24 protein-coding genes are annotated in these 17,672 nt (G+C 64.2%); 8 read left to right on the plus strand and 16 right to left on the minus strand.

Annotated features, from left to right (window positions below):
- The first annotated feature begins 1 nt into the window (after position 1).
- From HWV23_RS02255 to HWV23_RS02270, 4 genes are all read left to right on the plus strand, one after another.
- Positions 2–1,009: a TIGR04024 family LLM class F420-dependent oxidoreductase gene (locus HWV23_RS02255; RefSeq protein ID WP_178288847.1), complete on the plus strand. Its 1,008-nt coding sequence runs from the start codon at positions 2–4 to the stop codon at positions 1,007–1,009.
- Between the two features lie 281 nt (positions 1,010–1,290).
- Positions 1,291–2,298, plus strand: coding sequence for a TAXI family TRAP transporter solute-binding subunit (locus HWV23_RS02260; protein ID WP_246282719.1), 1,008 nt, complete (start codon positions 1,291–1,293; stop codon positions 2,296–2,298).
- A 3-nt stretch (positions 2,299–2,301) separates the two neighbouring features.
- Entirely contained in the window at positions 2,302–4,443 is a 2,142-nt protein-coding gene (locus HWV23_RS02265) for a TRAP transporter permease (RefSeq protein WP_178288849.1), read from the plus strand.
- A gap of 84 nt (positions 4,444–4,527) precedes the next feature.
- Positions 4,528–6,222, plus strand: a complete 1,695-nt coding sequence (locus HWV23_RS02270) for a thiamine pyrophosphate-binding protein (protein WP_178288850.1) — start codon at positions 4,528–4,530, stop codon at positions 6,220–6,222.
- Between the two features lie 24 nt (positions 6,223–6,246).
- On the opposite strand, the gene HWV23_RS02275 is transcribed toward HWV23_RS02270, so the two are convergent.
- Positions 6,247–6,897, minus strand: coding sequence for a DUF2391 family protein (locus HWV23_RS02275; RefSeq protein ID WP_178288851.1), 651 nt, complete (start codon positions 6,895–6,897; stop codon positions 6,247–6,249).
- 81 nt (positions 6,898–6,978) lie between these two features.
- Here HWV23_RS02275 and HWV23_RS02280 point away from each other — a divergent pair, with 81 nt between their 5' ends.
- Positions 6,979–7,419, plus strand: a complete 441-nt coding sequence (locus HWV23_RS02280; protein ID WP_178288852.1) for an acyl-CoA thioesterase — start codon at positions 6,979–6,981, stop codon at positions 7,417–7,419.
- A 7-nt stretch (positions 7,420–7,426) separates the two neighbouring features.
- On the opposite strand, the gene HWV23_RS02285 is transcribed toward HWV23_RS02280, so the two are convergent.
- The 13 genes from HWV23_RS02285 to HWV23_RS02345 form a co-directional block, all read right to left on the minus strand.
- The gene (locus HWV23_RS02285; RefSeq protein WP_178288853.1) at positions 7,427–7,795 is read right to left on the minus strand and encodes a DUF8062 family protein; all 369 of its coding nucleotides are present in this window, start codon (positions 7,793–7,795) and stop codon (positions 7,427–7,429) included.
- A gap of 176 nt (positions 7,796–7,971) precedes the next feature.
- The gene (locus HWV23_RS02290; RefSeq protein WP_178288854.1) at positions 7,972–9,012 is read right to left on the minus strand and encodes a tyrosine-type recombinase/integrase; all 1,041 of its coding nucleotides are present in this window, start codon (positions 9,010–9,012) and stop codon (positions 7,972–7,974) included.
- Entirely contained in the window at positions 9,009–9,491 is a 483-nt protein-coding gene (locus tag HWV23_RS02295) for an HNH endonuclease (protein WP_178288855.1), read from the minus strand. The genes HWV23_RS02290 and HWV23_RS02295 overlap by 4 nt, the downstream gene beginning before the upstream one ends.
- The gene (locus tag HWV23_RS02300; protein ID WP_178288856.1) at positions 9,488–9,901 is read right to left on the minus strand and encodes a hypothetical protein; all 414 of its coding nucleotides are present in this window, start codon (positions 9,899–9,901) and stop codon (positions 9,488–9,490) included. The genes HWV23_RS02295 and HWV23_RS02300 overlap by 4 nt, the downstream gene beginning before the upstream one ends.
- Entirely contained in the window at positions 9,898–10,860 is a 963-nt protein-coding gene (locus tag HWV23_RS02305) for a C2H2-type zinc finger family protein (protein WP_178288857.1), read from the minus strand. The genes HWV23_RS02300 and HWV23_RS02305 overlap by 4 nt, the downstream gene beginning before the upstream one ends.
- Positions 10,857–11,231, minus strand: coding sequence for a hypothetical protein (locus HWV23_RS02310; RefSeq protein WP_178288858.1), 375 nt, complete (start codon positions 11,229–11,231; stop codon positions 10,857–10,859). Before HWV23_RS02310 ends, HWV23_RS02305 begins: the two co-directional genes overlap by 4 nt.
- Positions 11,221–11,577: a hypothetical protein gene (locus HWV23_RS02315; protein WP_178288859.1), complete on the minus strand. Its 357-nt coding sequence runs from the start codon at positions 11,575–11,577 to the stop codon at positions 11,221–11,223. The genes HWV23_RS02310 and HWV23_RS02315 overlap by 11 nt, the downstream gene beginning before the upstream one ends.
- Positions 11,570–11,719 (minus strand): hypothetical protein, encoded by a 150-nt coding sequence (locus tag HWV23_RS02320; RefSeq protein ID WP_178288860.1) that lies wholly within the window; start codon positions 11,717–11,719, stop codon positions 11,570–11,572. Before HWV23_RS02320 ends, HWV23_RS02315 begins: the two co-directional genes overlap by 8 nt.
- Positions 11,716–12,558 (minus strand): DNA cytosine methyltransferase, encoded by an 843-nt coding sequence (locus HWV23_RS02325; RefSeq protein ID WP_178288861.1) that lies wholly within the window; start codon positions 12,556–12,558, stop codon positions 11,716–11,718. Before HWV23_RS02325 ends, HWV23_RS02320 begins: the two co-directional genes overlap by 4 nt.
- A complete protein-coding gene (locus HWV23_RS02330; protein WP_178288862.1) occupies positions 12,552–13,037 on the minus strand; it encodes a hypothetical protein in 486 nt (161 codons plus the stop codon). The genes HWV23_RS02325 and HWV23_RS02330 overlap by 7 nt, the downstream gene beginning before the upstream one ends.
- On the minus strand, positions 13,037–13,294 hold the full coding sequence (locus HWV23_RS02335) for a hypothetical protein (protein WP_178288863.1): 258 nt from the start codon (positions 13,292–13,294) through the stop codon (positions 13,037–13,039). The genes HWV23_RS02330 and HWV23_RS02335 overlap by 1 nt, the downstream gene beginning before the upstream one ends.
- The gene (locus HWV23_RS02340) at positions 13,291–13,503 is read right to left on the minus strand and encodes a hypothetical protein (protein ID WP_178288864.1); all 213 of its coding nucleotides are present in this window, start codon (positions 13,501–13,503) and stop codon (positions 13,291–13,293) included. The genes HWV23_RS02335 and HWV23_RS02340 overlap by 4 nt, the downstream gene beginning before the upstream one ends.
- Positions 13,500–14,408 carry a cyclin family protein gene (locus HWV23_RS02345; RefSeq protein WP_178288865.1) on the minus strand — a complete coding sequence of 303 codons (909 nt, stop codon included), beginning with the start codon at positions 14,406–14,408 and terminating at the stop codon, positions 13,500–13,502. Before HWV23_RS02345 ends, HWV23_RS02340 begins: the two co-directional genes overlap by 4 nt.
- A 253-nt stretch (positions 14,409–14,661) precedes the next feature.
- Here HWV23_RS02345 and HWV23_RS02350 point away from each other — a divergent pair, with 253 nt between their 5' ends.
- Positions 14,662–14,943: a phage repressor protein gene (locus tag HWV23_RS02350; protein WP_211693306.1), complete on the plus strand. Its 282-nt coding sequence runs from the start codon at positions 14,662–14,664 to the stop codon at positions 14,941–14,943.
- A 9-nt stretch (positions 14,944–14,952) separates the two neighbouring features.
- Here HWV23_RS02350 and HWV23_RS02355 read toward each other — a convergent pair whose 3' ends face one another.
- The gene (locus HWV23_RS02355) at positions 14,953–15,246 is read right to left on the minus strand and encodes a hypothetical protein (protein WP_178288866.1); all 294 of its coding nucleotides are present in this window, start codon (positions 15,244–15,246) and stop codon (positions 14,953–14,955) included.
- Between the two features lie 148 nt (positions 15,247–15,394).
- On the opposite strand from HWV23_RS02355, the gene HWV23_RS02360 reads away from it, so the two are divergent.
- Positions 15,395–15,568 (plus strand): hypothetical protein, encoded by a 174-nt coding sequence (locus HWV23_RS02360; RefSeq protein ID WP_178288867.1) that lies wholly within the window; start codon positions 15,395–15,397, stop codon positions 15,566–15,568.
- A 10-nt stretch (positions 15,569–15,578) separates the two neighbouring features.
- A complete protein-coding gene (locus HWV23_RS02365) occupies positions 15,579–16,508 on the plus strand; it encodes an SDH family Clp fold serine proteinase (protein ID WP_178288868.1) in 930 nt (309 codons plus the stop codon).
- Between the two features lie 41 nt (positions 16,509–16,549).
- Here the strand turns inward: HWV23_RS02365 and HWV23_RS02370 are convergent, their stop codons facing one another.
- The gene (locus HWV23_RS02370; protein WP_178288869.1) at positions 16,550–17,617 is read right to left on the minus strand and encodes a Cdc6/Cdc18 family protein; all 1,068 of its coding nucleotides are present in this window, start codon (positions 17,615–17,617) and stop codon (positions 16,550–16,552) included.
- Positions 17,618–17,672: the final 55 nt, after the last annotated feature.

The raw sequence follows: 17,672 nt of genomic DNA on the forward strand, positions 1-17,672 counted from the left end.
CATGACCGACACCGAACGCGACGTCTTCCTCCCGGTGGCCGCCCAGCCGAGCGTCGACGCGCTCGTCGAGCAGGCGCGCACGGGCGAGGCGTTAGGCTACGACACCGCGTGGCTCCCCGAAACGTGGGGCCGGGACGCCGTCACGACGCTGACGAGTATCGCCCACGGCACCGAGGACATCGACATCGGAACCTCGATTATGCCGGTCTACTCGCGGTCGCCGGCACTCATCGGCCAGACCGCCGCCACCCTGCAAGAAGTCTCGGAGGGGCGGTTCCGCCTCGGCCTCGGGCCGTCGGGGCCCATCGTCATCGAGAACTGGCACGGCGCCGACTTCGGCAATCCCCTGCGCCGGACCCGCGAGACGGTCGACATCGTCAAGCAGGTCCTCTCCGGGGAGGAACTGGAGTACGACGGCGAGTACTTCGACCTGCAGGGGTTCCGCCTGCGCTGTGACCCGCCGGAGACCGTCCCGCCGGTCGAAACCGCCGGCATGGGACCGAAGGCCGTCGAACTCGCCGGCCGCTTTGCCGACGGCTGGCACGCGCTCATGCTGACTGCCGAGGGCATTCAGGACCGACTGGAGGATTTCAACCGCGGGTCGGAGATGGGCGACCGTGACCGCTCCGAACAGCGCGTCAACCTCTCGTTGACCTGCTGTGCGCTGGACGACGCCGAGGAGGCCAAGCGACTCGTCAAGGCCCACACCTGCTTCTACATCGGCGGGATGGGCACCTTCTACCGCGATAACCTCGCCCGGCAGGGCCACGAGGACGTCGCCAACGAGGTCTACGACAACTGGCAGGAGGGCGACCGCGAGGCCGCGATGGCCGCCATGCCCGACGACCTGCTGGAGGACCTCGCCGTCTGGGGCACGCCCGAGGAGGCCCGCGAGCGCTTCGAGCGGTTCGCCGATATCGACGGCCCGGACGCGGTTTCGGTGTCGTTCCCCCGCGGCGCGGACCTCGAACAGATCGAGCGGACGATGGACGCGCTGGCACCGAACTGACCCTTCTCACCGCAGCGTTTTCCGACTCGCCTGTTCCCGATAGATGGTGGGTGTTGGCACGACCCATCATTGTTATGAATTGACGTGTCATGTTTATAGTGTTCAGTAAATCGGGGAGAAACCGATTCCATCTGTGGGAATGAAATCAAACTAGATTACCGTTGGTAAATTTCACGACATTCATTACCCCAGGGTGTTACCGGACCGCCATGGCAGACGACACGCCATCGTTCCGCAGTGCGAAGAGTCGTAGAGGGTTTCTAACCGCAACCGGTGCTGGCGTGAGTACGTTCGCACTCGCCGGCTGTCTCGGCGATGGTGGCGGCAACGGGAACGGCGGGGGCGACGGCGAAGCTCCCGGCTCCGACGGCAACCTCGTGATGACCACGTCGGGGTCGGGCACGACCGCCTACGCCGCGAGTCAGGGCATCTCCGCGGCCATCGAGGAGGAAGGCGACGGCGACGTACGCGTCGACGCCCGACCCAGTTCGGGGACCGACGCCAACGTCGCCCGCCTCGACCGGGAGGAAAGCGACATCTCTTACATCCAAAACTGGACGGCCGCCCGCATCCGTGAGGGCGAAGAGCCCTTCAACGACCTCAACTACCAGCCGTGTCAGGCCTTCCACCTCTACAACCTGCCGTGGATCTTCGCGTCGGCCAACCCCGAGTGGACCTCCGTCACCGACATCACCGGCGACAGTCGCGTCGTGCCGACCCCCCGTGGCTCCGGCACGCGCCCCGCCCTCGAATACGGCCTCGATTACGCTACCGACGCCGAATACGACCGTACGAGCGTCCAGTACGGCGACCTCGGGTCGGCCTTCAGCGAAGGTCGCATCGACTCCGCCGCGATTACCATTCTCAACGGCGACATCGAGCCCGGCTGGGTCCAGGAGATGAAGGGCAGCGTCGACCTCCGCCTGCTCGATTGGCCCGAGGAGGCCGTCTCGCAGATGCGCGAGGACGACCGGCTGTTCATCAGCGACGTCGACATGACGAAGTTCGACGGCTACGACTACGCCTCGGATACCATCCCGAGCATCACCTTCGCCTACAACTTCATCGTCCGAGACGACCTGGACTACGACACGCTGTACGCATTCCTCGAAACCCTGCATGAGGCCCGCGAGAGTCTCTCGGATTACAACGCCCTGCTGGGCTATCACGCCGACTCCGAATACTGGGTCTCGGACATGTACGACGAGCTCCCGTTCCATCCCGCCGCCGCCGACTTCTACGAGGAAATCGGCGTCTGGCGCGACGAGTTCGAACGCTACGAGGAATAGGCCATGGAACCTGAGAAGCCACCCACCGTTCGTCTCCGCGAACGGTTCGACCGACCACGGGGTGAGCTCGCGCTCAGAAGCATCATCTACGTACTGGGGGTGTTCCTCACCCTCTTTACCGTCTACTACGCCGCGACGCTGTGGACGGACATCGGTCGCTACGCGAACGTCTTCTTCGGCGTCGGCGTCGCGCTGTTCTACCTCGTCGAGATTCTGGAGAACCACGTCGCCGACTCACAGGAAGGTATCGCCGAAACCGACCCCAGCAGCGGCGACGAGGAGGAACCCGACCCGTTCATCGAGACGCCGTTCTCGGACGCCTTCGGGCACCCCATCTGGTCGAAACTCGATTTCGTCGCGCTCGTCGTCGGCGTTCTCGTCGCCGCCGCGGTGTCGGGCTACGTCGAAGTCCACTACGCGCGCCTGCTCGACCGGGCACCCATCTTCGGCTGGACGACGACAGACTACTACGTCGGGTGGGCCGCGATGGCGCTTGTCACCGACGCGACGCGGCGGGCCTTCGGCAACGTCATCGCCGGGGTCGTTGTCGCCGGTATCGCCTACGCGTTCGTCGGCCCCGTCTTCGATTCGCCGTACCTCCCCGACGTCTTCTACCATACGGGGATGGACTGGAAGCAGGTGTCCCGCCACGGCGCCATCGGCCTGACCGGCGTCTACGGCTTCATCCTCGAAGTCGGCGCGACCGCTGTCGCCATCTTCCTGATGTTCGCGGGGATGGCCAAGGCCTACGGCCTGATGGATTTCGTGTTGCAGATCAGCCGCGAGGTGCGCAACGTCCTCGAAAGCGGCGTCGTGCAGGTCGCGGTCGTCGGCAGCATGATTATGGGCTCCATCACGGGCAGTGCGGCCGCCAACACCGCGACGACCGGGAGCTTCACGATTCCGATGATAAAGGACCAAGGCGTCCGCAAGGACTTCGCCTGTGCCATCGAGTCGGTCGCCTCCAGCGGCGGGCAGATGCTCCCGCCCATCATGGGGGTGGCCGCCTTCCTGATGGCGGACTTCCTCGCGATTCCCTACGTCGAAATCGTCATGGCCGGGACGCTGCCCGCGCTCCTGTTCTACTTCGCGGTCGGCATCGCCGTCCACCTGACGGTCCACAAGTTCGGCTGGACGACCCCCGCCGACGGCCGCTTCGACAAGCGGATGCTGCTGGGCGGTATCCACTACGTCCTCCCGCTTGCCGTCCTGCTGTACACGCTCATCGGCCTCCGGTACTCGCCGCTGAGCGCGGGGCTGTACACCATGGCGGCGATGATTCCCTCAGCGCTGCTGAAACGGCTCATCGACGCCCACGACGCCGACGAAGCCGCGTCCGAGGTCGCACTCGATTTCGTCGTCACGACCTTCGACGGCCTCCGGCAGGGCGCCGTCGACATGGCGCCGCTGGTCGGCATTCTCGCCTCCCTCGGCGTCGTCATCCAGATGGTCGAACAGACGGGACTGGGCGCCCGCATCAGTTTCCGGATGGTCTCGCTTGCGGGCGGCGTCCTCGTCTTCCTGCTCATACTCGCGATGCTGACGAGCATCCTCTTCGGCCTCGGGATGCCGACGCCCGCGGCGTACATCGTCGTCGCGGCGCTGGTCGCGCCCGCGCTGGTCCAGATGCAGGTCCAGAGCCTGACGGCGCACATGTTTGTCTTCTACTTCGCGATGCTGTCGGCGATTACGCCACCCGTCGCGGTCGCGGTGGCCGTCGGCGCCCGCATCGCGGATTCGGACTTCATGCGCTCCTGTAAGCAGGCGCTCCGCATCGGCGCGCCCGGGTTCGTCATCCCCTTCGCCTTCGTCGCCAACGACAGCATCATCCAATGGCAGTACGTCGTCAGCGACGCCCGTGAGGCCGGCGGGTCGGCCCTGCTCGAGGCGCTCGTCCAGCCGATTCTCTTCGAGTTGGGCGTCGTCCTCGTCGGAACGGTCGCGCTGGTCGTCGCGACGGTTGGCTACGACGGCGTTCAGCGACTCCCGTGGCCACACCGCATCGGCTACATCGCCGTCGCCGCCGTCGCGATGTTCGCGCCGATGAACGCCGCCCAGTTCGCTGCGGCGGCCTTCGGCGTCGTCGTTCTCGCGTTGACGAACACCGGCCGACTGCCCGCGGTACTGACCCCGTCGCGGCAGTAACCCACCGCCCGTTTCCCGTTCTTATAAGTCGCGCCGATTTCCGACGGGATGAAGTATATATCACTGGCCCCGACAGAGTGCGTCATGACGGATTCGTATACGGGGGCGGACCTCTTCGTCGACGCCCTCGAACAATACGGGGTCCAGCACCTCTTCGGAAACCCCGGGACGACCGAGTTGCCCATCATGAACGCCCTGTCGGAAAGCGAGGTGGAGTACGTCCTCGGCCTGCAGGAGGACGTCGCCACGGGGATGGCCGCCGGCTACGCCTCCACGCGCCGGTATCACGCCGACGACGACCCCGAGGTCTGTCCGGTCGGCGTCGCCAACCTCCACATCACGCCGGGCCTCGCCCACGGGACGGGCAACATCTTCGGCGCCGAATACGGCGGCGCGCCGATGGTCGTCACCGCCGGCAACCACGAACTCGATTTCCGCCACGAGGAACCAATCCTGACCGGCGACCTCGAGGAGCTCGTCGACCAGTTCTGCAAGTACTCGGCGGAGGTAACTCATATCGACGCCCTCCCGATGATGATTCGGCGCGCCTTCCGCGTCGCCATGACGCCGCCGACGGGGCCGGTCTTTCTCGCACTTCCGGCCGACGTGATGCAGACCGAAACCGACGCCTCGCCGGAACGCCTCGGGCCCATCCCCGACGCCGGGGGCGGCGACACGGCTCAAATCGAGGCCGCGGCGGACTACTTCGTCGAGGCCGACCAGCCGGTACTCGTCTTGGGCGACCACATCGCCCGCTCGGGCAAGGACGCCGTCGACGCGGCCGTCCGGCTGGCCGAAGCCACCGGCGCGCGCGTCCACGGCGAAATCCTCGCCAGCGAAGTCAACTACCCCACCGACCACGACCAGTGGATTTCCTTCATCGGCCCTGACGAGGGTATCGCCTCGATGCTGATGGACACCGACACGCTCGGCCTCATCGGCTGTTCGACCAACACGACGCTGATGCACCACGAGGAGCCGCTGGTCTCGGAGGATACGACGACGGTTCAGGTCTCCAGTGACCCATGGGAGGTCGGCAAGAACCAGCCCGCCGATGCCGCCGTCGTCGGCGACCCGGGCCGCGTGATGGACCAGATAGCCGAGCGCGTCGAGGACCGCCTCAGCGAGGACGAACGACAGGAACGCCTCGACTACGTCCAGACGATGAAGGCCGGCCTCGAATCGACGATGCAGGAGATGGGCGAAGACGAGAAACCCGAGGGCGAAACCCGCTCCTCGAAGGCCGAACTCGTCGACAACATGAAAGCCGTCGACCCGGACACCTACATCGTCGACGAGGGCGTCACCTCGAAGTTCGCGCTGCTGACGCGGTTCCCGCTGTCGCCCGAACAGTACCTCTCGAACAAGGGCGGCGGCCTCGGCTACGGCCTGCCCGCGGCGGTCGGCGCGGCCTTCGCCGAATCCCTCCGGGATGACCCCCGGAACGTCGTCGGTTACATCGGCGACGGGTCGTATCTCTACTACCCCAACACCATCTACTCGGCGGCCCGCAACAACCTCGATTTAACCGTGGTCGTCCCCGACAACCGCAACTACCGTATCCTGAAGGACAACACGATGAAGATGCTCGGCGGCGAGGAAGAAGACTACGAGTTCGTCGGCATGGACTTCGAACCGAACGTCGATATCCCGAAAAACGCCGAAAGCCACGGCGCCCGGGGCCACCTCGTCGAGACGCCCGAGGAATTCCCCGAGGTCTACGAGGAAGCGCTGGACAGCGAGGGCACGGACGTCATTGACGTGCTAATTCACGACTGACTGGGGAAAATCCAGCGTCGCTGCCTAAAACAGCCCTTCTTCGTCGCCGATTCCGAGCCGCTCGCCGAACTCGTCGATTTCGTCGTTGATGTCCGTCCCGCTCGATTCACCGGGCAGGATATCACCCAGTGCGGCGCCGAAACAGGCGACGGCCCAGACGACCGAGACCCGACCCAGCGCGACGACGGGGTCGGCCCAGCCGTCGAGGCGGCCCCAGACGGTCATCGTGAACGCCGCGGTGATGAAGGCGATGACGAGCACGGCGAGGAGTCGCCGAGGGATGAGTCCGAAGAGCGGCCGAGAGACCTCCACCTCCCGGAACTCGGCGTAATAGAGCATTCCCGCGGTCATGATGACGACGAAACTCACGTTGATAACGAGGAGCGCCGGCGCCGCAAGCAGGTGCTCGGCGATGGCGTTGACGCCGTCCTCGACGAGCATCGGCAGCGAGATGAGGATAGCGCCGACGAACGCCTCGGCGATGTCCCGGCGCGTGAACTTGTCGATGGTGCCGCGGACGCCCTCCGGCGAAAGGCTGTCGACGAGGCGCATCGCGCGGCGGACCTCCTCGCGTTCGGCCTCGTCGTCGACGGTCTCTTCGAGTTCCTCCAGTTGGTTCAACACGTCCTCGACGGCGACGCCGTCGGGGTCCCGCGGGGCCGTAGTGTCGGACATACCCACCATCTCGGGCGACGCCTCGAAAAGCGTTGTTCCCGGAGCGCGATTTTAAACCGCCCGCGGGCGAATCATCGGTCGATGGTCGACCTGCTCGAAACCCGGATACAGAATCGTCAGCGCGTCCAGCCCAACGATACCAATAACTACGGCAGCGTCCACGGCGGGATGGTGATGCTGTGGATGGACGAGGCCGCGGCACTGTCCGCCATCCGCTTTACCGGCGAGTGGTGTGTGACCGCCCACGTCGACGCCATCGACTTCCTCGCGCCGGTCCCCTCCGGCGACACGCTCTATCTCGACGCCTACGTCTACCGGGCGGGCCGGACCTCCTGTTCGGTCCGACTGCGCGCCTATCACGAGGACCCGAAAACCGGCGACCGGGTCCAGACGACCGACTCGAATTTCGTCTTCGTCGCCGTCGACGAGGAGCGCAATCCCGCCGCGGTGCCGGAACTAACGTGTGAAAGTGAGGAAGCAGAGCAGTTACGGCAGGCCGCCCGCGACGCCCACGGCGAGTAGTCCCGGACTACGACTCGGTTTCGGGGTCGATAACCGACTTCTCCTCGTCGGCGTGTCGGAGCGTGACGCTGTGGCGCGTGTGTCGGGCGTGTGTCTCCGCCCAGCGGCGGGCCGCACGCTCTTCGAGGAACTCGTCGCCGTCGGGGCATTGCCGGCAGGCGACGACCCACGGCGTTATCTCGTCGGGGAAGTGGCCTGTGTGGCGGTGGTGGTCCAGCGCGAACCGTTCGAGCGCCTGATTGCCGACGCGCAACTCGTCGAGTTCGTATTCGAGGTCCCATTCCCGAGCGCACTGCGAGCAGGTCACCGTCGGCAGGTCGTCGACCTCTACCGGCGGGATGGCGTCGTCGCGTTCGCTGTCGTAACCGTCGGGCACGAATCGAAATTGGTCGCCGGAGTATTTAGGCGCACGGAACGGTCGCGACCGGACGATTCGCATACATGGCTGTCAGCGAATCGGTCGGCGTTAAAAGTTGAGTGGGACCGCCGTGACACGAACATCTCGGTTTCCGCCGCCGTTGCCGTACTTCGAACTGATTGTTTTCTTATGAGTCATGATTTGGTGTCCTCCGTTGGGATGTCGAGTTTCTCCAGGTGCGGCTGCCGCCGCTGCCGGAGTTCCTCGAGCGGGTCCGACTTGTCGTAGTGTCGTCGCAGAATCTCGGGCGAAACGTTCGCGCGCTTCGCGACGACCTCCATCGGGATGCCCTGGTTGAGCTGCCAGGTGATCGAGCCCGTTCGGATTTGGTGAGGCGAACGCGTCGACGGGCACTTCGCGATTCCGTTGTTGTGCCACCACTCGCAGTTCCGATCCTCGCGGTCGTGGGGACACGTCGTCCGCCAGCACGGCGCTGTCCCGAAGTACGCGGCCATCCGGACGCTGTTCTTCGAGATGCGGCCGTACTGCGTGGTGAGCAGCGGGTCGCGCCCGAAGTCGTCGCGCCGCTCCTTCCGGTTCTCGTCGATGTAGGTCTCGACGACGTCCGCGACGGTCGGCCGGAGCCCGACGGGGCGCTCGCCATCGGACCCGTTTTTCAGCGGCGTGCCGGACTCCGGCCGGTGCCGAAAATCGAGGTAGTACTCCTCCGACTCGGCGTCGGCGACGTAGTCGCGGAGATCGAGGCCGCGAACGGCGCCGAGGCGACACCCGATATGCCACATCAACTCCAGGACGACGTGCTTCCGGGAGCCGTACTCGCTACTCTGCCGATACCAGCGAATCTGCGGAATCGCGTCCTCTGCATCGAGCTTGATGTCGCTGGACTGCTCTTCCTTCGTGACGGTCGGCGGGTCGACCGCCTCGGCGACGTTTTCGTCGACGAGGCCACGGCTCGCGCACCACTCCAGCCAGTCCTGGACCGTACCGAGTTGGTTGTTCATCGAGATGGTGCTGATTTCGGCGCGACGGTCGGCTTCGAAATCGTCGATGTCCCACGGCGTCAACTCGGCCATCGACTCGATGTCGTTCTCGGCGCACCATTCGACGAACTCTTTGGTCCGGTAGTGCAGCGTCGACAGCGAGGCTTCGCGAAGGTCGTCCCGGCGCTTGTCGATCCAGCGCTGGGCTGCCTCCTCTGGCGACATGTCCCTCATCGGTCTCCCTCCAGGACATCGCTCATCAAGCGATCCGTTTCTTCTCGGAGCCTCTCGAGGTCTTTAATAGGGTAGAAGCCAAGCCCGGATTCGCCCTCCAGGAGGTCTCGACAGACATCGCGCTTCAGCTTCTGGATATCATACTCGGTTAAATAGCGCCCTTCCTCAATCGGTTCTTTATCAGCGTATTCCAGCTTTTCATCGTGAAGCGTGTACGCGCCGGTAACGGCTGCATGGACTCGGAGGAGAGTCCAGCGAAGTTCCCGGATGGTGTCGAACATCACGTCGGGCGTCATACCCGACCGGACGCCGATTTCGTGGTAGAATTCGGCGTCCCAGGTCCGCTCGATTGTTTTGTGGCAGTCTGAGCAGACGGTAATGAGGTTCTGGTCCTCATCGGTTCCGCCGTATCGACGAGGCACGACGTGGTGTTCTTCGAGGTGGTCGGTCGCGTCACAGAATCGGCAGTTATCGTTCATGCTGGAATGGAAACGGAGGGGGTTCGGTTCGCGGGCTGTGCGTCGGTCGGCTTCGGCAGCGACGTGCCGTCGGGCTGGTAGCGGACGTCTTCGTCGGTGGGTCGGTGCTTCGTGACGGCGCCGCAGTCCTCACACCCAACCCGGATGACGTCGCCGACGCTCCGGTACTCGAGTGGAAGGAAGCGTTCGGCGCCGCACTCGATGCAGATGCGTCGGAAGCGGACGCGGACGAGGCCGTTTTCGCGTTCGCCGAAGTCCGAGGGGTACTCGAAGGGCGCGACTGGCTCGTCGACGAGATCGCGCCCGCACTCGATGGGTTCGCCATCAGTTTCGTCGACGACGTTGTCGCAGCGGTAGACGGTGGTCGACCGGCCGCCGCACGCTGGGCAGAAGACGATCCAGCGGGTCATGCGGGACCAGCCTCCTCGGCGTCGGTATCTGGCGTCAGCAGGTCGCAGGCCGTCGTCGGGTCGTCTGGGAGGCCGTCGCCGGCGACGGCGCCGTCGAAGCCGTAGATGCCGAGCGCTCGCAGGACGCGCTCGGTCGACCAGCCGAGGTTCTCAGCGAGCTCGCTGACTGTCGAGGCGTCGTCGACCTTCTCCTGGAACTCGCCGGGCTCGAGATAGTCCAGCCGAGCCTGCGGAACGCCGTGCGCCTCAGTCCGGTGGATTCCTTTCTCGAATGCGTTGCTGCAGACGACGCCGCAGCGACATACCCATGGATAGGACGTCGGCTCCTCCTCGGACGTGTCGTCGGGCGCGTCGGCGAATCCTTTCGTCTGGACGCTCGTCGCGGCTTCGCTGGCATCTTTTCCGTTCGAAGCAGCGTCCTCGTCGTCGACGTGCTGGCCGGACGTGTCGTCGACGCGTTGAACGGCCGGCGTCAGGTCCCCCGTTCCGAGTTCGCTGGTGTCCTCGAGGTCATCCTCGTCGTCTCTATCTTCCTCGTCATCGCTGCCGTGCTGGTGGCCGCGATGAATCGAGAGGCCATGCTCGGAGTCGAACGTTTCACCGCAGTCGGAGCACCGAATCTCAGGATCCTCGTCGTCTGTGTGCGCACGGCCTTTGTGAATCGCGAGCCCCTGCTGGTTGCCGGTGTACTCGCAGCCGTCGACGTCGCACTCGATCTCTTCGTCGGCGTCCTCGTCGATGTCTTCCTCGACGGCTTCGTCGACGTGCTCTTCCTGGTCGGCGTCGGTCACCGATGTCTCCTGCGTCGGCTCGGCCGGCGCCGTGATCGTCACCGAGGCCTGGATGGTGTCGTCGGTGACTTCGAGGAGTTCGGCATCGTCGACGTCGACGGCGTCCACGGTCTCGAGCTTGTCGAGGACGTCCGCGAGCGCGCGGTAGTTCGTCGCGAGGTCGCTCATGCTTCGACGACCTCCTGGGCAGCGTTCGCGAGCGGTGTCTCCTGGACGTCGACGATCTCCGGGAGTTCCTCCTGGAGGAGGTCCTCAAGTTCGATCGCCTTTCGTGGTTCGCCCTCACCGCCGCCGGTGGTGAAGTCGTGGTAGCGGTAGCGAGCGGCGCCGTCGTTATCGAGGCTGGTCGTGATGGCCCATTCGCGAGGCCCGCTGTCGAAGTAGAGGGCCACGCCGTCGACGCGCCGCAGCGTCACCAGCAGGTGGTGCGGCGGCAGCGTCGCGCAGTCATCGCGATAGTACTCGAGAACGGCCTGGCCGAAGGCCTCGTCGCGGTCGGCGAACGCCTCCAGCCGGGTCTCGACCGGCTCACTCGGCATCGCCGTCACCCCCCTCGGCCTCTTCGAACAGCGTTGAAGCGAGTGTTCTCGCGGCTGCCACCACGAGTCCAGCAACCAGCCAGAAGACGATGGTAGCGACCAATATCCCTGCAGCAACCCCTATCAAGTGCTGCGTGGGGTAGTCGATGATATTCCCGGAGACGGCCTGATAGACGATTGTCCCGACCATCACCGGAATCATGATCGCGGTGAGGAAGGTCGAGATGACCCCCAGACCTGCAGCCCATTTGATGCTGTAATCCGACACGAGATAGTCGATGTACTGTGCGATGAAGATTCGCAGTACAGAGGACTGTGAGTCGGGTTCAACCACGTATTCAGACATCGACGACACCTCCCTCGCTGGGGTCGCCGAGATGCAGGATGACGGTCTGGAAGCCGTCACGCGTGAAGTCGATATCCTCGACGAGCTCGTGGCCGCGGAGCTCTTCCAGGAGTTCGCGACGAGCGTCGACGGCGGTGCTCATCGGCTACCACCACCAACAGACTCGATACCGTCCTGAATCGCCTGCTCGAGAAGGCCATCCAACGTTTCGGGCTCGTTTCCGAACGAATCGAGCGTCGCTTGGTCGGGCTCTTTCAGGTCATGCCGCTCGCGGAAAGACTCCGGATGGTTGACCCGACCCGGCTTCGCGCCGAGGTGCAGCTGAGGGTTGCCTTCTTCGGGAACACCCATGACGTCGACGCGCTTCCCTGTGATAATGACGCGCTCGCGATGCTGTGGGACGCCGTAATCAGCGGCGTCGACGACTTCCCAAGTTACGTTGTAGCCGGCGTCCGCAAAGGTCTCACAGACCTCCATAATCGCCTGACCGTCCTTCATCGTCGCCAGGCCAGGCACGTTCTCCATCACGAAGGAGACGGGCTTCGCTTGGTGAACGATGCGGGCCATCTCGAGGTAGAGCTCGTTCCGCGGATCGTCCTCGTCGCGAGTCCCGATATGCGAAAAGCCCTGGCAGGGCGGGCCGCCGGAAATGGCGGTGATTTCACCGACGCCGACGCCAGCCGCCTCGAGGATCTCCCACGTCGACACCTTCCGGATATCGCGTTCCATGAGGACCGGCGGTTCATCCTGGTCGAGATGGTCTCCCTCGATGAGGTTCCGCCGATACGTAGCAGCGGCGTGTTCGTTCTGCTCGACCGCGACGAGATTCTTGAATCCCGCCTGGCCGAAACCGAGGTCGAACCCACCGATTCCGCTAAACAGCGAGACGTGAGTGGGCGGCGACGAGTAGCCGATGCGTTCCTGAAGACTCTCTGGTTCCTCGTACTGGTGCGTCCCGAGGAAGGCGCTGCTCTTTAACATCCGTCGATCACCCCGGCGCCGTCGCAGCGCTGTTCCCAGCGGTCGATAACCTCGTCAGGGTCGCCGTCGGGCTCGTCGTAGGTGTCGACGAGGCTGTACAGCGGGCGGTTGGCTGTCGGGACCTCGTCGAGGTCGGCGGTCCGCGGCGCGGCCTTCGCGACGAATGACTCGGGCGTGACGTGGTTGCCGTCGCGGTCGGCGTCGAAGGACCGTTCGTGGGCGAGGGCGCCGTCGTCCGTGACGTACAGCACGCGAATGACGGAGCGTTCGCGATGCGGGCCGTCGACGAGGTCACCATCGTCCGCGCGGACGCCGGCGAGTTCGACGCCGGCGCGCACCAGAATCGGGTAGGTGCGGGTGCAGCCCTCGGTGACGGGTTCTTCGTCGCCGGCCCCGAGCCATTGCTGCGGGATGGAGCGCGGCGGGCTCGCGAGCCCGTCGACGAAGCGCCACTCCTGGTCCTGGGCGAACGCTGACATCAGGCGTCACCTCCCTGAATCTGCTTGAGGAGGATTCGCGGGCCGAACACGGCGAGGAGTCCGCCAAGAACCATGAGAAGGCCCGCTGCCACGTATCCGCCGGCTGGGGTGAAGATGCTGACCTGGCTTAGCTTCAGGCCGACACCCAGCCCCAACCCGAAAGAGGCGATGGAGAGGCCGATGGTTTCCGTGTGGTGGATGAGGCTGTGGAATTCCAGCATGGCGAGGGCGTCCTCCTGCGTGAGGTCGTCGCTCATCGGACGGCCCTCCCGTCGATGAAGGCGCTTTCGTCGGCCTGGAGCCATCGCTCGCCGGTGATGTCCTCCGGGTCGAACAGGACGGCCGTGCCCTCCTCGGGGTCGCGAACGTAGTCCAGCGGCGCCGGCGGCTCGAAATCCTCACCGTGCGGGCAGACGCTGTCGACCTCGGCGTCGACGGTGACCTGCTCGCTCTCGCCGGCGCTCATCGGTTGAACACCTCCTTCAGCGCGGCGACGACGCGGTCCGAGAACGTCGTCTCAGCCGGTTCGTCCTCGGACTCGGGTTTGGGCTCGAGGATGTCTTCGGCGACGCCGATTTCTCGGTAGTACTTCCGAATCGATGACGGATTCGATCCGGAGGCCTTGGCGACGTCCTCCTGCGTCCGCTTCTCGTTCTCCATGAGTGCCGCGAAGTAGACGGCGCCGGCGGCGATGTGGTGAGCGGGCCCGTTGATGGGGTGTTCCATCCAGGCGCGGCACGCGTAGGCGGTCGCGCGCTCGGTCGCGTCTTGGCTAAGCTCGAGGACCTCGCAGATATCGTGAACGAGCTCGATATTGACCGAGGACAGCGCGTCGAGTTCCTCAGCGCTCGCGACGGATGGCTCGGCTCCCGGCGTACAGGTGTCGACACCGCCGTCGGTCAGGACCTCGACGTCGTCAGGGTCGAGGTCTTCCAGCTTCCCGGCGAGTTCCGGGCCGCCGGGGTTGTTCTCGACTTCGACGCTGGGGTCGCACCACTTGCACAGCGTCTTGTTCTGGAGGCGCGGGCTGTCGGCGTCGACTTGCGTCCAGGACTCGGCGTCGATCGCGCGGCCACTGCGGGTGCCGTGGTGGCACCGCGGCTTCGAGGGGTCGTCCTCAGCCGGCAGGTGGTACTTCTTCGTGCGCGACGCGAGCTTCGCGAGAACGACGTGGTCCCAGGCGGTCGGTCCGCAGGTGTTATTTGCCTCTCGCTCCGACCCACTCGGTAGGCGGGCTCCCTGGCCTGTCTGATCCTTACTCTTCGAACTGGCCGCCGCGTCGCTGGTATCCGCTCGGGCGGACGCCCGAGACTGTTCCTCAGTCGTGGTAGGGCCGTCATAATTACGGGCCCTGGATTCTTGATTTCGCATGGTTTCTGAAATTTCCCTCTGCAGGGGGTTTTGGAAACCAGGCCCGGCGTGGTGCAACACGCCGGGCGTCTTCTGGCCGCGCCCGATGGGCCTGGCTCCCTACCGAATACGTTTATGCGGTTCCTAATAATCCTACTGGTGGTAGTACCCCAATTGGAGTCCACCAACAGTATCATATATCATGTTACCAATAGTATCATGTATGCCCCTTTCGACGGATACGGTGATGCTGCTGCAGCACCCGACGGACCAAATGATTCTCAGGGAGCTGCAGGAAGGCCGAAACCTCGGTGCGAATATCGCCGACGAAATCGACCGACATCAGAAGACGGTCACGAAACGTCTGAATCAACTCGAGGACTACGGCCTCGTCGAAAACATCGGCCGAGGCGTCTACGAACTCACCGCTCGCGGCGCTGCGACCTACGAGCTCATCGACGAGCGCGACCGAGAGGACTTCGAGGACCTCGTCGACGAACGGGCTGAGGACCTCACCGTCGAGGGGCAACGAATCGTCGATGCGGCTGAGAACTGACATTCTGTTTTAGTTCCGCGGCTCGATTTCGTAGGTGTCGCCGTCGACGTGCTCGACGCCGGTGCCGGCCTCACCGGCCATCTGCTCGAGGATGGCTCGGACGGCTGGCTCTCGCGGCAAGGTGTTCTTCGCGACCTCGTCGACGGTGACCTCGGTGACTATCTGGACGTCGTCGTCCTCAAGGTCGGCGTCGTCGTCCAGGTCCTCGATCTCGAGGTTGAGGAGCATCGAAATGTAGCCGCGGACGGATTCCAGCTGCTTCGCGCTTACGTCGACGTCCGGTTCAGGGGTTGCTGCTGCCATACACGAGGAGCGACGGCCTATAGAACGGTAAAAGGGGGATGCATTTCCGGTATAAAAGAGGAGGGGTGACTTCCGGCAATCGCGGTTGTTTCAGTATCAGAAATAGTGAATAAGACCTATTAACTGTGAGTGGTACGAATGGGACACTATGAGCGATGACAAATCAGAGCGTGAGGAAGACCTTGAGGAGATGCTTGAGGCAGCTGAAGACGAAACGTCACCCGTCGCGCTCGCCGAACGCGCGTATAACCGGAACGAGGACGCGGAACCCAAAGCACGACTTTCTAACTCGTCTGCTCCGGCGCGGGCGAAGCACGACTAACTTCTAACATATGCCTACTTGGGGGGAGATTCTCGACCAGATAGAAGAGGGCCGTGAACGGATCGGTCTCGAGGCATACGACGTCGTTCGTAAGAAGTACATTGACGACTTGGCGGACTACACCGGAAACGACGTCATCCTGTATTCCTCATCCTGGACGGCGCCGTCGGACAACACGGCGAACCAATCCATCGATGATAGTGACATCCAAGGGTTCATGGAGGCGCTCAGCGGCCTCGATGGCGATACGCTGGACCTTGTGATTCACAGCCCGGGCGGAAAACCGGAGGCAGCAGAACAAATCGTCGAATACCTTCGAGACAACTTCGATGAGATACGAGCGTTCGTTCCGCAATCAGCCCGATCGGCGGCCACGCTCGTCTGCTGTGCAGCCGATGTCGTCTATATGGGTTCGCACTCCAGTCTCGGCCCGATCGACCCGCAGCTGAGACTCCGAACAGACCTCGGCCCTCGAATGGTGCCCGCTCACTCTATCCTCGAGCAATTCGACATGGCCCGAAACGAATTCAAAGAGACAGGAGAAGTCGGGCATTGGGCACCGATTCTGCGCCAGTACGGGCCGAGCCTTATCAGGGAGTGCGAGGACGCCATCGACTACTCCGAGCAACTTGCAAAGCGGTGGGCAGAGGAGTTCCAGGTTGACACCGAGGATGCCGCGAGCGAACTTGCCGAAAACCTCTCGGAACGGAAAGAACACAAAAGCCACAACCGGCCCATAATGCGGGATGAAGCCGAAGAGATCGGTTTCAACGTCGAGCCGCTGGAACAGGACGATGATCTACAAGACCACGTCCTTTCCGTCTTCCACGCCGCCGGCCACACTCACTCGGGGACAGGGGCTGCTAAAATCATAGAGAACCACGCCGGGAATAGTTTCGTCCGAATAGCAGGTCAACCGGAATCCGAAGACGACGAATAACGTCAGCACTCCTAATTCTCGCGATTTCTGGGTTCGCTAATTTAGAGCGTTTTCTTCGAGAGGCGAATCTCGACCGAGGGCTCGATCGACGAGTCGCACGCTTCGTGGACGTTGTTCTGGGTCTCGATGAGGTCGTACTCCCGGAGCTTCGCTAACTGGTTTCGGCGCGTTCGGTTCGTCGACGGCGGCCGCGACGGCCGCTCGTTCCAGACGTCGTCCTGGTGGGCGTCGGCGAGGTCGTAGAGCCGCGACGAGGACACGGGGCCGTACACGCGGATGAGTTCGTAAAGGAACTGGTAGGCGAAAGGGAGACTCCGGATATTCGCCTTCCGGATGTCGCGCTTCGCGAGCTCGTAGCCGCGCTCGATGTCGGCGTCGTGAATCTCGTCGTGGCCGCGCTCGTCGGCGACCTCGGCGGCGGCCCGCAGCGACTGGATGGCATCGCGAGCGACGCCGGCCTGGTGGTCGGCAATCGCCTCCAGTTGGGCGCGACTCCAGGCGTCGCGACGCAGCCCGGCTTCGGCGCGGCGCTGGAGGATATCGGCGAGTTCTGAGACGCTGAAGCGGTCCAGCGGGATGTGCGTCCCGGCGGTAAAGCGGTCGCGAACCCCGGGGTCGAGCCGGCTAAACCACCGTTCCGGCTCGTGACAAATCACGACCACGGAGAGCCCGGCCATGCTGCTGAGGGTGTCGACCGCGTCGCGGGCGATGTCGTCGGCTTCGTCGAGGATCACGACGCCAGCAGGGTCGGCGTCGGCGACGATCTCCTCGAGCATCGCGAGGACGTCGGCGACTGGTTCGGTGCGTGGGACGTCGTCGGGCCCGCGCTGGAAGCTCTCGATGGTGCGGCGATAGATGGACCCGGGGGCGACATCGAGACACCGGACGTGGGCGTCGATCGTGCCGCGGCGCTCTCGGAGTCGCTCGACGCATTGCTTCGAGAGGACGGTTTTGCCGACGCCGCTGGAGCCGGAGAGGACGGCGTGGCCGCGATGGGACCCGTCTGTGCCGGGGTCGAGTGCCTCCAGGAGGAGGTCCGTTTCGCTCTCGCGGTGGAGGAGTCTCGTCGGCCGATGGTCCTCGTCGAAGACGTCCCGACGAACGATCATGTCTGAGACCGACGCAAGATGGGTATAAAAATCAGGGTCTCATTTCCGGCAGGAA

The sequence above is a fragment of the Natronomonas halophila genome (assembly GCF_013391085.1).
GTDB classification, from domain to species: domain Archaea; phylum Halobacteriota; class Halobacteria; order Halobacteriales; family Haloarculaceae; genus Natronomonas; species Natronomonas halophila.

Excerpts from the sequence above, each read along its gene's own strand:
- HWV23_RS02255 (WP_178288847.1), top strand. The coding sequence starts at position 2 with ATGACCGACACCGAACGCGACGTCTTCCTCCCGGTGGCCGCCCAGCCG.
- HWV23_RS02265 (WP_178288849.1), top strand. The coding sequence starts at position 2,302 with ATGGAACCTGAGAAGCCACCCACCGTTCGTCTCCGCGAACGGTTCGAC.
- HWV23_RS02270 (WP_178288850.1), top strand. The coding sequence starts at position 4,528 with ATGACGGATTCGTATACGGGGGCGGACCTCTTCGTCGACGCCCTCGAA.
- HWV23_RS02275 (WP_178288851.1), bottom strand. The coding sequence starts at position 6,897 with ATGTCCGACACTACGGCCCCGCGGGACCCCGACGGCGTCGCCGTCGAG.
- HWV23_RS02280 (WP_178288852.1), top strand. The coding sequence starts at position 6,979 with ATGGTCGACCTGCTCGAAACCCGGATACAGAATCGTCAGCGCGTCCAG.
- HWV23_RS02290 (WP_178288854.1), bottom strand. The coding sequence starts at position 9,012 with ATGAGGGACATGTCGCCAGAGGAGGCAGCCCAGCGCTGGATCGACAAG.
- HWV23_RS02295 (WP_178288855.1), bottom strand. The coding sequence starts at position 9,491 with ATGAACGATAACTGCCGATTCTGTGACGCGACCGACCACCTCGAAGAA.
- HWV23_RS02300 (WP_178288856.1), bottom strand. The coding sequence starts at position 9,901 with ATGACCCGCTGGATCGTCTTCTGCCCAGCGTGCGGCGGCCGGTCGACC.
- HWV23_RS02305 (WP_178288857.1), bottom strand. The coding sequence starts at position 10,860 with ATGAGCGACCTCGCGACGAACTACCGCGCGCTCGCGGACGTCCTCGAC.
- HWV23_RS02310 (WP_178288858.1), bottom strand. The coding sequence starts at position 11,231 with ATGCCGAGTGAGCCGGTCGAGACCCGGCTGGAGGCGTTCGCCGACCGC.
- HWV23_RS02315 (WP_178288859.1), bottom strand. The coding sequence starts at position 11,577 with ATGTCTGAATACGTGGTTGAACCCGACTCACAGTCCTCTGTACTGCGA.
- HWV23_RS02320 (WP_178288860.1), bottom strand. The coding sequence starts at position 11,719 with ATGAGCACCGCCGTCGACGCTCGTCGCGAACTCCTGGAAGAGCTCCGC.
- HWV23_RS02325 (WP_178288861.1), bottom strand. The coding sequence starts at position 12,558 with ATGTTAAAGAGCAGCGCCTTCCTCGGGACGCACCAGTACGAGGAACCA.
- HWV23_RS02330 (WP_178288862.1), bottom strand. The coding sequence starts at position 13,037 with ATGTCAGCGTTCGCCCAGGACCAGGAGTGGCGCTTCGTCGACGGGCTC.
- HWV23_RS02335 (WP_178288863.1), bottom strand. The coding sequence starts at position 13,294 with ATGAGCGACGACCTCACGCAGGAGGACGCCCTCGCCATGCTGGAATTC.
- HWV23_RS02340 (WP_178288864.1), bottom strand. The coding sequence starts at position 13,503 with ATGAGCGCCGGCGAGAGCGAGCAGGTCACCGTCGACGCCGAGGTCGAC.
- HWV23_RS02345 (WP_178288865.1), bottom strand. The coding sequence starts at position 14,408 with ATGCGAAATCAAGAATCCAGGGCCCGTAATTATGACGGCCCTACCACG.
- HWV23_RS02350 (WP_211693306.1), top strand. The coding sequence starts at position 14,662 with ATGATTCTCAGGGAGCTGCAGGAAGGCCGAAACCTCGGTGCGAATATC.
- HWV23_RS02355 (WP_178288866.1), bottom strand. The coding sequence starts at position 15,246 with ATGGCAGCAGCAACCCCTGAACCGGACGTCGACGTAAGCGCGAAGCAG.
- HWV23_RS02360 (WP_178288867.1), top strand. The coding sequence starts at position 15,395 with ATGAGCGATGACAAATCAGAGCGTGAGGAAGACCTTGAGGAGATGCTT.
- HWV23_RS02365 (WP_178288868.1), top strand. The coding sequence starts at position 15,579 with ATGCCTACTTGGGGGGAGATTCTCGACCAGATAGAAGAGGGCCGTGAA.
- HWV23_RS02370 (WP_178288869.1), bottom strand. The coding sequence starts at position 17,617 with ATGATCGTTCGTCGGGACGTCTTCGACGAGGACCATCGGCCGACGAGA.